Genomic DNA, 13,092 nt, shown 5'->3' with positions numbered 1-13,092 from the left:
GACCTACAGTTAGCTGCGACCTGCACTTATGTCGGCAACGTGGACATAGTGTGCGTTCGTGTCCATCTGCTGGGTCTTCGACCCTAATTCATCTTTGCATCCTGAATCCGAAAATTGGAGATATCGACATGAGCACCACTGGCAAACAGCTATTCACAACGTTAGAAAGCAATGGCACGCTCACTGTAGCGATTGAAGACGTTAACTTTCCCGATCCTACCGGCAATCAGGTGCTTGTAAGAATGGAGGCGGCGCCGATCAATCCGTCGGATTTGGCCATTCTTACCGGTTCAGCCGATCTCGAAAACGCAGAATATTCGCCTGGAAAATACGTCGCTACCATGCGCGAGCCTTTCAATGCGGGATCCAATGCGCGTCATGGGCTGAAACTTCCCGCTGGCAATGAAGGCGCGGGCACTGTCGTCGCTACGGGTGACAGCGACACGGCCAAGGCGCTGATGGGGCAGCGTGTCGCTTGCGTGCCGGGCAATGCCTACAGCCAGTATTGTATCGCTGAGGCTGCCATGTGCCTGCCGCTCGGCGATTATTCGGCCGAGGATGGCGCAAGCGGCTTCGTCAATCCCATGACCGCCCTCGGGTTTGTAGAAAATGCAAAAATGGACGGGCAAAACGCGATCCTGCATACGGTCGGGGCTTCCAACCTTGGCCAGATGCTGACCCGCATCTGCAACGAAGACGGCATCGGACTGGTCAATATCGTGCGGAAAGAGGATCAGGTTGAATTGCTTAAGCAGCTTGGCGCCAGCCATATTGTCAATTCATCTGATGACGACTTCATGCATCAACTCCGAGCCGCAATCGACGACACCGACGCCTTCTACGGGTTCGATCCAATCGGCGGGGGAAAATCGGTCGACAGTGTTTTCAAGGCGATGGAACAGGTCGCGGTTACCAAGATGGCCGAGTATTCACGCTATGGATCCAACCGGCAAAAGCGCATGTTCATCTACGGACGTCTTGATGTTGGCCAGACAATCTTGTCGCCGAGCTACGGCTTTGGCTGGACCCTGTCAGGCTGGCTCCTATTTCCCTTCATTCAATCGGTTGGCATGGAAACCGTAGGACGGATGCGCAAGCGTGTGCTCGAGAACCTGACTACGACATTTGCCAGCCACTACAAGAAACGGGTCAATCTCGAGGAGATGTTGACCAAGGAAGCCGTGACCGACTACCGCGCGATGAAGACCGGTGAGAAATATCTCGTCACGCCGTGGAAATAAGCGGCCGGTGCCGAGTTATCCGAGGCCGACTTGGCGTGCCCACTGGGGAGTGGACACGCCAAGAGCCACCGTTCTTCGCCACGCCCAGTCCATCCAAGCCCGCTCATCACACGAGGTTTTTAGACGTTCTTTAAGTCTGGTGACATGGGTTATCGGGACAGGCCAGGTATTGAGCTCACACGCACAACAAAGACATGGGGATATGAAAATTGTCGCGCTTGCAACGAACAGCAGTCGTTCTTTCTGCGGCGCAGTTGATATTCTGGGTTAACTGGGCTGCTGTTTTTTACTTACCCCGATCTTAGGTCTGCGACTTTAGCTGTGCGCACGGCCGTTGGAATTATCCGGTTGTGAAAGAGGGGCATAGCTGTCAGCCCGGGGGACAAGGGGAATTTAATATGTTTGGCAAACTTACACGCGCAACGGATGACAACCGGGTTTCAGAGCTTCTGGGATTACCCGAAGACGTCGACGATCAGGATACGCTGAGGGCCCGAGTCAAAAACGGCCTTCCGGCGGCCTCCGTTGAGAATATATGGGAGGTCATGCACTCCCAACCTGCACATAAGATCGTATCAGAGCGAGCTTACCGCAGGGCGAAAGCCGAAAAGCTCCCCCTGAGTCCGGTCAAAAGCTGGGTTCTTTACGATTTTGCGCGGGCCTATGTTGTTGCTGACAGAATTTATCATGGCAATGGTGCCCTCGTCATGCGGTTTCTGGAAAAGCCCAATCCAGAGCTTGGCGGCGTTGCTCCGATGGCATTGGCAATTTCAAGCCCTGCCGGCGCTGACGCCGTGATCGAACTTCTGGATACATTGAACTAAGAGCTTTCGGAGAGGGCATCCCCCAGTGCGAGAGTGCTCGGTAGCGCCCGCTCGGCAGGACCTCTACTCGCCCTTTCGTTGAAAGCTTCGGGCTGGACCCAATTGCGCCGACTTAAAACTTGGGTTTGAGCATTCAACAATGCTGGCGACGCGGACAAGGACGTCGACCGGCCGTAGGCTCGCACCAGCATCTACCGCTTTAGATCCGACAGCCACACTGTGAGGTGTATGAACTCGGGCAGTGTTTGAACGTGTCGGATGACGATGGTCTCTTGTCCGTCCTGCAAACTCGACGCAGGCTGTGTAGAGAACTGCCTGGAGGGATCGGATGCCCGTTATAAATCGCTTTGCCGAAATGCTGCCGGAAATTGCCGCATGGCGGCGCGATATCCATGCCCATCCCGAACTGCGCTTCGAAGAGCATCGGACCGCAGCGTTTGTCGCTTCAAAGCTTGAAGAATTTGGCTGTGATGAGGTGATAACCGGCTTTGGGGGCACCGGCGTGGTCGGTGTTATCAACGGCAAAAAAGGGCCTGCGGGCAAGACCATCGGATTTCGTGCAGATATGGATGCGCTGCCGATCCAAGAAGCGACGGGCCTGCCGCATGCCTCGACTATTCCTGGCAAGATGCATGCCTGCGGCCACGATGGACACACATCGATGCTTCTGGGCGCGGCGAAATACTTGGCTGAGACACGCAATTTTGACGGCAGGGTCGTACTGGCCTTCCAACCGGCCGAAGAGGGCGGCGGCGGCGCGCGCGCGATGATTGAGGCAGGTTTAATGGACGGTTGGGCCATTGAGGAAATCTACGGGATGCACAATATGCCGGGGATGCCGGTCGGGGAATTCGCGGTGCGCACAGGACCGCAGATGGCTTCGCCGGACAAGTTCGAGATCACCGTGCGCGGGACAGGGGGCCACGGCGCGATGCCACAAAAGGGGGTCGATACGACATTGGTCGCCGCACAGATCGTTGTCGCGCTGCAATCCATCGTATCGCGGAACATAGACCCGATGGACAAGGTAGTCGTGTCGGTTTGTGGATTTCGCACCGAAACTGCCACCTACAATGTGATCCCTGACTCCGCAAGATTACTTGGCACAGTTCGAACGTTCGACCCAGAAGTTCAGCAACAGGTGCGTGCGCGAATTGACGCGCTGGCAACCGCAACGGCCCTTGGTTATGGCGCGGTAGCAGAAGTCACCCACATTTCGGGGCCACCCCCGCTGGTCAACCACGCGCAGGAAGCAGATCTGGCGGCCGAGGTAGCCGAGGCTATCTCAGGCGTAGCGCACCGTGATCTGGATCCAATCATGGCCGGTGAGGATTTTTCAGAGATGTTATTGGAGCGCCCTGGCGCTTATCTTTTTGTTGGCAACGGCGGAAGCGCGGACCTTCATAATCCGTCCTATGAATTCAACGATGAGGTAATACCTGCAGGCTGCAGCTGGTTCGTGACAATGGCAGAACGGCGCTTGCCGCTCGCCTGAGTTTTGACAGTACGCCCGTCAATCTTCATTTTCTGCGAGATTACCTTTGGCTGTCGTTAAGTCCTCCCAAGGTCTGTGGCCGGTTTAACAGTCATCTTCCGGCCCATAGCCGACATTCGGGAGTTGGTGCGACGCTGCGCGGCAGCTTCCCCGAAGCAGACATTGATCGAAGGCGCAGCATTTCGGGTTGCGGAGGTCTGCACTGCGGACTTTGCCGCCGTTGGCAATGTACTAGCGTAGTACCTGTGCGAGTTTATATGCCTGAGTTCGCTCTCCGCTCAGCATGTCGTTGACTGATCTTGGGGCATCTAAAACTAGGCCGTTAAAGCTTCCCATGCCACCATACAAGCCCAAGAACAACTCGATGCAGTAGTCGTCTGAATTCCTAGAGATTTGCCGAACTCTTGTGATTTTCTAAACCCAAAACGCCTGCTCATGTCGAGCAAGGATTTTCTCCAAGCGCGAGAGACTTGATATAAAATCGAGTAGTTCGGGGCGCATATTCGGCTGGTTCATAAAGCCAATCTATCGTCAGAGAGTACCGTTTCAAGGGCTGTCTTTTCGTAAAAGTGGGCTCCTTCCGGACCTTAGCTGCATTTGTGTCCGTCGTCATATAAAATGAGAGTTCAATTTGCGGAGCGGCCCTATTTTTTTGAACCGAGCGTCAAAAAACCTCGCAGCCAGACTCGACAAGTCGACCAGGGACTACCGAGTAGCCTGGGCGGGGATTAATTATTACTCTCTGAATGCCTGTTAGCTTTTCCATGCAACTGACAGAGGTTTCAGGATCCATTGTGCTGCCATCCACATAAATATCTAGCCAAGCATGACCCTCCCAGCCCGTGTGGCAAGGCCCTTGCTGCGGGCGGGATCCGTCTCCACATAGGTCTTCCACAATGGCATATTTGCGTAAGCGTGGAAAATAGAAGCGAGTGCCAGGCCTGAAGTCCTCGAAGTGGCGGTCAAAATGAATGCGCCATCCAACCGCTAGCGTGATTGGATCTTCAAATGTACCAATTCCACCTGCTGTTTTGTGAATTATGGGTCTTCCGATAATAGCCGATCCTGGCGGGGTGTTGTCCCAGTAGCTATAACCAGTAAGAAAGACGGTCCTCCAACGTTCCTTTGGGAGCCATATTAAATATATCAGCCCCAACAGCAGACAAAGCAAAATAAGGTTTTTCCGTTTGCGCACCATGAGGATGGTATCTTGCATTGGCTGATCTGCAAAGCACTTCCTCCAAACAACATATGCCCATCGCGTAGCCGCTTTCGCCGGATGGGCAATCCCATATAATTGACCGAAGTGGAAGGGTTGTGTTCAGTAATCACCGAGATTCAGCACCTCAACCACATTATACCTGCTGAGTTTTTATCGCCGATAAAGATGTGTCATTTTTCCGAGGATCAACGACTCACTGCAGTGATCTCGAAAGCAACTTGAGCAGTTCACTGCTAAATTGAGCCAAGGGGCTTCTCGGTAACGTCGAGCCATTGCCTGGCTGACCATGCTTTCCGCTGTTTCGGACGTCCGGGCCTTCTAACGTGCTCTTGATTGGAGCGCTCCATGACTAAACTTGTTCGAGCGCATCAGATAGGTCTCGCAAAGAACGGACGATATGAGGTGTCTCGACTTTAAATGGTGCAGGTAGCGCTTGGTGACTTTTCAGTTTTGGTGAGCTGGTGGTACGGTTCTTACATTCGCATTGCTTTTGCAATAATAATTCCGGGCCTCATCAATAAACCCGTACAACTCGACATATTTTATTAGCGCTTTTTCTAATAGTTGTATCCGTTCATGGTCGGTCATCCACCGGTGCTCCTCTCATAAATTCTAGGTTTTTTACAGTTAGCGTCCTAAGAATATTCACTCCTGTTAAACGCACCAGATTTCGTGGGCAGATCGCCGGATGCGACTGATGCAGCCCAAGGGCAAAACTTGAGGCCTTGAGTAAATGCGAACCCAAAACCTTCAAACCGTGGTGCGCTGCCAAGATTTCGGGCGCGCGATCCGTTCGAGCCAGTTTGCTGCTTCCTTTGTAACGTTATTCTTCGTTTGCACTAGTCTTAGGCGAAACTGAATGACCATGAATGGGTCCGTTTCACTTAACTGCGTTGAAGTCATTTGTTTATACCTTCGGCGTCCAGCTCAACTTCGAGTCCCAAAGGGCGTTCCCCAATCGGCACTGAACCAAGCCCGTCCATCATGTTATGCAGATCATCTGACGTATGATAAAATGCGGCCTCATATGAAATCAAGAATACGACGAAATCGTTGCTGCCTTAAACGGCTGTTCAACTGTAGGAGTTTTAGCTTGCCACCAAAAGCTGTGTATTGTCAACTTTCCACTATCTTGGGTTGAGTTTGCTAGCGCCCGATTGAGCTATGGCGCTGCTTTTAACATATGAGCGATGGATTGCAGTATGACCGCATTTGTATTGATATCAGTGTAGTTTAAGCTGGCCTCACCTGTCCTTTGATTGATGCTGGACGCAAAACCAAAGGGAGATTTTGCCTTTTCCCTTACGAGGCCAACAAGAGTATCGCAGAAGGGATGGTCCTTGTAAGCTGACCACAGGTACGCAGCCTTCGAACTGATCGCGAGATGTTTGTCGCGAAACGCTTCCGTTCGATGCTCTTCTAGCCCTTCGACCGTATCAGTCGCCCACACTCTTCCAGACACATCGAATTGAAGTCCTTGGTAGAGAAACCATGGCGGGCTGCTGATTGGTCCCTCCGAGACACAGACAAGTTTGCCAGTAGCTTCATACTCTTCAAGTTGTGCAGCAAACAGCACATCGGCCAGATAGGCAGACTCAAGTGACATGCCGAGCTCCAAGGCTTCCATCAGGAGAGGTTCTGCTCCAAGCGGTCCTATCCGGCCGCTAACCTCCAGCAGTGCCATTTGGCCGTCAGCTTCGCTCTTACCTTGGAATACCTCGTAGGGGGATCGCACTTCAATGCCCCAAGTTCGAAACGCCCAGGCTGCGTAATGTGCACAGTGCGATGTGAAGGTTGATTTTAGTTGACCACTTTCGACGGAGAAAACAATGCCTTCCTTAACAACATCTTCCAGATTCCAAGATGCGACAGTCGGTGCAGATTTGTCTTTCGCAAGCGGGTGAGTGTCCAGATTGTACAACGCGGCCAGCAGCCTTCCAGCATCACAGCCGTCAAAATTCCGGTCACCCCACCTTACTTTATTGGTGACGATCCATCCTTGCGGCAAAAGTCGACCTTGTGACCGCCTACCAGCAATGTTGGGTAAGATCTTGCGGATTGACCGTTGAAACGTTTCGGCAGTGATAAGCTTTAAGTCTGCCGCGGCCATCAGCGCATTGATGTGGCTACCAACATCCCACATCGTGACAGCTTCATGCAGCCTGTGCGAGCCAGTAGAAAAATTTACCGTCGCGGGACAGAGTCCTGTTTCCAGATTTGTCCAACGGTCAAAATAGGACCAGGCAACTTTCGCATCTGCCATCAACCGCTCGCGCTCGTTACTCTCACCCTTGACAAGGGCAGGCTCGGGTATTTTCTGGTAGTTCTGCGTCCTACGAAAGTGCGTCAGATAAGGACCTGTGGGTACTATACGCCTGACATAATCGGGTAACGTTGTAACGTCGGAGATGCCATCTCGAGCGATCTCATATAGTGCTCGTTTGAGTGCAATTCGCTGCGGTCGATCCCTCAAGATATTGTCAGAAATCACCAGAACGCAGTCTGCCGTTCCAACTGAACCGGTCGCCAAATCTTTCAGGGCTTTTTCATCGTCGACTTGAACGGACGGAAGCTTCAAAATGTTGCGTGCATCCAGCCCCGTATCACTTCGCTCTGAAAGCACCACGGCCGTTCCAAAAGTCGTGGAAGAGTTAACATCTATTTCAGGAAAAGCCGCGCCGTCAGTGGCGTTGAACACATCAACAGGCCGAATTGGCGAGTCGGCAGCGCGCATTCCTTCTACGTCTATCCAATAGCCGGGTCGGCTGGATGGCGACGCATCAACGGCAAAGCTCGAGGGCAATCCCGCATTGATCAGCTCAAGTCTGAAATCAGTTAGGATGTTGTGAAACTCTGGCGAAGCGTCGGCACCAGCAATAAAGTGCAAGGCAATGTTTCTTTTGTACCCATAGTTATCGCGGTACTGAATGTCCGATGCCAGGATGGGGTTTATCCAATAGTCACTGTTCTGCAGCATCACGCGCTTTGTAAAAGCGAGAGCAGACGAACGTAAACTTGCTAGAGATCGTGCTGAAAAATCGTCAGCCGAAAGATAAAGGACACGTTCTACCGACAGCGTCGGTATCGCCTGGAAAGAAAGTTCTGGGGACCAAAGTAGTAAGCGTTGTCCTCCAATCAGCCTAACCACACCGTCGCTCCACGCCTCTGGTTTAAGCCTTGTAGTGATTTGGGGTCGCATTAGAACATTCCGAATGCCGCATGCGCGTACCCCTGAAGGGGCTACAATGCTATCCAGCATGTCGCAGGCAATGGTACTGCTGATGGAGAAGTCTGACCGCATTTCCGAACTGTCCCACAGCGCCCGTTGCAACGCCGATTGCGCATCGTATACCGCACGCGCTTGAAAATATGGGGTCAGGGCCGCCAGGTTTCTGACGATCGGTGCCAGCTGAACTAAACCGGGTTGGTTTAACAATTTTTTCTTTAACAACTTCGACAGCACATTGTTGGGACGGAGCTTTGCGAGGTTTTGAGGGGCGGCGTCGATCAGACAGGTAACAGGTAGCCCTTGTTCAGCTAAAACGTCCAAGACTACAGCGATCTTGTCAGGGTCGGTATCGCTGTGAATCCCATCGATCACGACAATAGTATTCTGGGATATTTTGCTCGCTGCGCGGCCCACAACTGGGAAAGGGAGCAACATCGGCGCGGCCAAGCCCCATTGCAGAAACTGCCTACGATCAATCATGCCAACTTTGCCTGATCATACTTGAACCCGACCCGAGTCGTGCGGCCCCAAGTGGCCAATGACCCTGTCGCAGCGCGCCAAAGTGCACGTATAACAGAGATGTACAAAACTTGCCGATAGAATACACGTTGTAAAGGCATCAACCACATCAAACGGCGATCCTCTTTCGGGTCAAGACGGAACGCAACGACAACGCTCAGAATTTCCAAGGCCGGAAGCGCCAGATACGCAATGATCTGCGGGTTCTCGAAAAGGCCTGATGCAATGGGCTGATCCGTGCCAAAATTTACCACAAAATCCAGGGCAAGAAGTAGTAAGAACAGGTCGGCAAGTGGCGCAATAAGGGGCATCAAGTAACCAAAAATTGCTAAGTCAGGTAGCGCAACAATCCCCAACTTGCGACCTTCCGGAACGGCCCCGACATGTTTCCATCCAGACTGCATCATTCCGAGCGACCAACGCAGCCGTTGCGCCATCAGCCCTCGGAGAGTTGCGGGTGTTTCAGTTGTCGCAATTGCTCGATCTTCATAGACTACCTGATAGTTTGTACGGATGATTGCCATCGTCATATCGGCATCTTCAGTCAGGCTTTCGTTAGAAAAAATCCCGGCTTCCATAAGCGCTGTGGTGCGCCATGCACCGATGGCGCCCGGTACGACCGTCATAGCGTTCAGGAACTCCTTTGCGCGCCGCTCTATGCTTTGGGCGGTGATGTACTCGAGCGCTTGAAGGCGCGTTAGCAGATTGCTGCGGTTCCCAACAACAACCCGTCCAGCAACGGCGCCAATCTTGGGATCATTAAAGTGTGCGGCCAACAAACCGACTGCGTCTGGCGAAATCTGTGAGTCCGCGTCGATGCAGATCAGAATATCACTTTGTGCTTCGTCGAGTGCAGCATTCAATGCAGATGCCTTGCCAGCGTTGGATTGCGACAAAACCGTCACTAGAGGATGATAAGCGAAACTAATGGCTTTATCGTAAGTGTCATCGGTTGAGCCGTCATCAACCACGATGATGTCAAAGTCGTCGTAGCGGGTCGAGAGTGCCTGTCGGATACATTTTTCTATCACCTTGCCCTCATTGTACGCAGGGATGACAATCGTAACCGACGGTTGGTGGTCCGAGGTTGGTGGCAAATGGGGTTTGCGTTTTGCTGTCAGCAACAGCAGCGTGATCGAACGGAACATCCCGACAGCAAATACCGCCCAAAACATAAACTTAAGGATGGACCAACCATTACCAACGGCAAAGAAGGACACAGTCCCAAAAGTTGCCGTAATGCGGTCGCTTTCGGGCATCAGCACTTCTGCTGTCGTACCCAAGAGATCAGCAACAGACGTAAATTCATAACCTTTGCTACGTAGCTCTGTGATAACTTTGGGAAGCGCCGCCACGGTCTGGCTTTGGTCACCACCGCCATCGTGAAGGAGGACGATGCCACCCGCATTTTCTTCAACTTGTCTGATAATTTCAACTGCCAGCTCGTCGGCACTTTGCGCAATCCAGTCTCGCGGCACGACGTCCATCCCTACAATGACGTAACCAGCCTCCTCCAAAGGCAGAAGAGAGGCTACCTCTTTGGACGTAATTGGCCCGCCGCTACGCATATAAGGTTCACGGTAAAGTCGCATGCTTTTACCGGTTAGGCCGTTGATAAAGAGTTGTACTGAGTTGACCTCGACCGTTGCGCGCGATGCAGACAGGTTACCCATTTTAGGGTGCGAGTAAGTGTGAGAACCCAACTCATGGCCCTCCTCGAGAATGCGTTTTATCAAGTCGGGGGACTTAACAGCATTATTTCCGAGTACAAAAAAGGCTGCCGGAGTCTTGGTATCACGCAAGATATCTAGCGTGTCAGCCGTATGCTGAGAGTGTGGGCCATCATCGAAAGTCAGAACAACTTTGTTTGGCTGCCCCGCTCCGTAAAGCCGTACGGTGCTTGCTTTGGGAACTTTGGAATACACGACCGAAGATATGGCGCTTGTGACAGGATCTGTAACAACCGCGCGTTCTCCAGGCTGGGGCATCGATACAGGGGCCACAAACGGGCCACTTCCCAAAAGTTCAACGTAATCCGAAAAGATGACGGTCGTTACGGCATCAGGTGAGAGCTCAACCCCATGGGTCAGGTGGTCCAAAACTGCCCAAATTCCGGGATCCTCATATCCCAAGCCAGCTAAGCTAAGCGAAGCGACATTCAGCTTGTTAAGTGCCAAGATTTGATTGTGGGCGGTTGCAGCATCAAGCATCCATACCCGATGTTGCAAACCCTCAGCGTCAACATAACTTGCCTGGCTGTTTCCAACTGCTGGATCAAACTCAGGTGGAATAGACCTATCTGCGAGCGCGGACATCACTTGGGCAATGGTTAGCACACTAGGACGGGGCTGGCCTGATACCCAGTCCACTGCGTGGTTACCAAGTTTAACTACCAGCTTATCTGAATCGACATAATTTCTTACGAAAGCAACATGTGCTTCAAACCAGCCGTCGTCGGCAAGAGGCTGTGGTGCAGAGCCGATCCACGGTGTTCGATAGCCGTCGACGATGACAGTATCGAACAACCAATTTGCGATGATCAATATGCTCGCTGTAGTGTTGCTTGGTACGGTCACACAGGAGGTAAGTTCCCTATTGTTCAGCGCATTTGCGAAGGGGCGTAAGATATCGGCGAATGTTGTTGGCCCGACAGACACAAGTTGACTGGCGTCAACACAGTATCCGATCAGGCTTTTAACTTGAGATGTGTTAACAACAAAATCTGATAGCGCCTCGGCAACTTCAATACGCCCCTGAAATGTGCTTAACTGAACGATATGTGAGAGCTCTAACGCGATAATCGGCAAAATCTCGATGTCAGCATCCCTCGTATTTGTATAGTTGAGCAAGGATCTCGAGTATCTTGAGCGACACCGGATACTTTGACTCTTTCACCGACCAGGCCGGCGGTATACCACGTAGGCATAACCACTTGGATGGAGTCACAGCTTCGATATAACGACTTCGTTGCCCAAGGCAGATCAACAGGTACAACAGCATAGATTTTCTGTTTTTGGCTGGACGAGCTGTTGCGTTTTCCCGCTGAAACGTCATTCATGCAACGATATTGTTGTGCTTGATGCTCAGCATAAATATCGATTGCAGCAGGACCTAGACCTAGACCTGTACTGACATCGTTCCTCCAGTCATCTGGGTCGGCGGCCGCAAGGTCTTCCTTTAACGCTTTGATGCGATCAGGCAGGGCGGCCTCCAGCCCACGGTTAGATCCGAGAACCGCCGCGAGTAGCATCAGCCAGACTACCAGCACCATTGCAAACGTGGTAACTGAAAACAAAATGCGCGTTCTGCGTCGGCTACTCGAATCGAGAAATACCCGGGCCGACAAGCCGCGCTCCGAGCGCGGCTCGTGAAAACCTCGGGACATTTCTAGAGCACTGTCAGCACTTTTGCCTCGCCTCCAAGTTTTACGCATTGCGCTTTCGCATCCAAATTTCTTCGAACTGGAACGTCTGGGATGCAGCGATGTGCATAAACTTTCAGAAGGGCGGCTGCAGACAGGGCAATGTCAATTCTTGACCCTTGTAAACAACAATCCGTAAGGCGAGTCGGATCGCAGATGGTAACAAGATTAGAACTTGCATCTCGTTATCACCCGTTGTGCCAACCGAACCTTTCTGACCAAGTCCACCCCAGACTCCATTCAACTTGGATTATAGATAGGGGCGAAACTGTGTCACGGGTTGTCCCGATTTCTGCCATATTTTCAACCAGAGATTGCATCACTGTTTCTAGGGTTGGAGGTATTGCTCAATGCGAGATGGATTGATGAAACGGACTGCATCTTAAGATTGAGGGAAATGAACGTATGCAACCTATGAGATAAAGCGAACTCGTCGATTCGTTGGGTTTGGGCAAAAGTGAGGCAGGGGATCCAGAAACATAAAAAAGCTCAATCGAACGGGTCAACAAAACGTTTGCCACTTTTTTCGGAACAAGTTAGGTTTCAGGCAGCCATGAATTTTCTACAGCACATGGCTAACCCAGTAACGGCTACAACTTCGGTTGTGGCCGTTTTCAATTTTAAGAAACTTCTCCGGTTTGTATGATGGTGAAGTCATTGCCATGTGTCGGGGGAGCCAATGCGACGGCATCCAAATATAAATCGGCGTGCAAGGTCACTGGAGATCTTGATTGGAATTGGACCTCGCAAGTGGTCCGACGCCTTCGAGCACGTGCCTTGAATATTTTGAGAACAATACCCAAAAGGTGATGCTAGAGTACAGGAATTCTCAATTGCCTTGAGGTGTCATAATATTCGCATCAGAGAAGTGCACTGGCACGGTAATTTGTGATGGCGAGTGTTTGGCCGTACTACGCGTAAAATAACATTCGCCGTTGGGACACAATGTGGCCTACTACCAATAGGCTGTTTTCCAAGCAATCGGAATGAGCGTTTGTAGTAGGCCGGTCCAAGCCTAGCGCCGGTTCACCACTGCCACTAGTATAGCTACTGCTTTTGCCAGATCTTCAATAGAGCTTTCTAACGCTTCAACTCTTGATCTAAAAACACCCTACAAACATCCGAATGTGCTCTCCCGAAA

The 13,092-nt window shown here is 51.8% G+C and carries 6 protein-coding genes; 3 read left to right on the top strand and 3 right to left on the bottom strand.

All coding sequences use genetic code 11. The annotated features are described in order from the left end of the window. Window positions 1–128 precede the first annotated feature (128 nt). The 3 genes from AC1965_RS12880 (at window position 129) to AC1965_RS12870 (ending at window position 3,560) form a co-directional block, all read left to right on the top strand. The gene (locus AC1965_RS12880) at window positions 129–1,241 is read left to right on the top strand and encodes a zinc-binding dehydrogenase (protein WP_483884261.1); all 1,113 of its coding nucleotides are present in this window, start codon (window positions 129–131) and stop codon (window positions 1,239–1,241) included. A gap of 398 nt (window positions 1,242–1,639) precedes the next feature. Further along, window positions 1,640–2,065 (top strand): antitoxin Xre/MbcA/ParS toxin-binding domain-containing protein, encoded by a 426-nt coding sequence (locus AC1965_RS12875; protein WP_483884260.1) that lies wholly within the window; start codon window positions 1,640–1,642, stop codon window positions 2,063–2,065. Between the two features lie 328 nt (window positions 2,066–2,393). Further along, window positions 2,394–3,560: a M20 aminoacylase family protein gene (locus AC1965_RS12870; protein ID WP_483884259.1), complete on the top strand. Its 1,167-nt coding sequence runs from the start codon at window positions 2,394–2,396 to the stop codon at window positions 3,558–3,560. 231 nt (window positions 3,561–3,791) lie between these two features. Here the strand turns inward: AC1965_RS12870 and AC1965_RS12865 are convergent, their stop codons facing one another. The 3 genes from AC1965_RS12865 to AC1965_RS12855 all read right to left on the bottom strand — a co-directional run bounded on the left by AC1965_RS12865 (window position 3,792) and on the right by AC1965_RS12855 (window position 11,379). Continuing rightward, on the bottom strand, window positions 3,792–3,926 hold the full coding sequence (locus AC1965_RS12865) for a hypothetical protein (RefSeq protein WP_483887040.1): 135 nt from the start codon (window positions 3,924–3,926) through the stop codon (window positions 3,792–3,794). A gap of 2,018 nt (window positions 3,927–5,944) precedes the next feature. Next, window positions 5,945–8,491 (bottom strand): DUF3131 domain-containing protein, encoded by a 2,547-nt coding sequence (locus AC1965_RS12860; protein WP_483884258.1) that lies wholly within the window; start codon window positions 8,489–8,491, stop codon window positions 5,945–5,947. Next, window positions 8,488–11,379: a glycosyltransferase gene (locus AC1965_RS12855; RefSeq protein WP_483884257.1), complete on the bottom strand. Its 2,892-nt coding sequence runs from the start codon at window positions 11,377–11,379 to the stop codon at window positions 8,488–8,490. Before AC1965_RS12855 ends, AC1965_RS12860 begins: the two co-directional genes overlap by 4 nt. Window positions 11,380–13,092: the final 1,713 nt, after the last annotated feature.

It is taken from the genome of Sulfitobacter sp. KMM 9851, assembly GCF_057178245.1.
The sequence above is the reverse complement of the archived record's forward strand: the minus strand, read 5'-3'. Positions and strand labels throughout refer to the sequence as shown.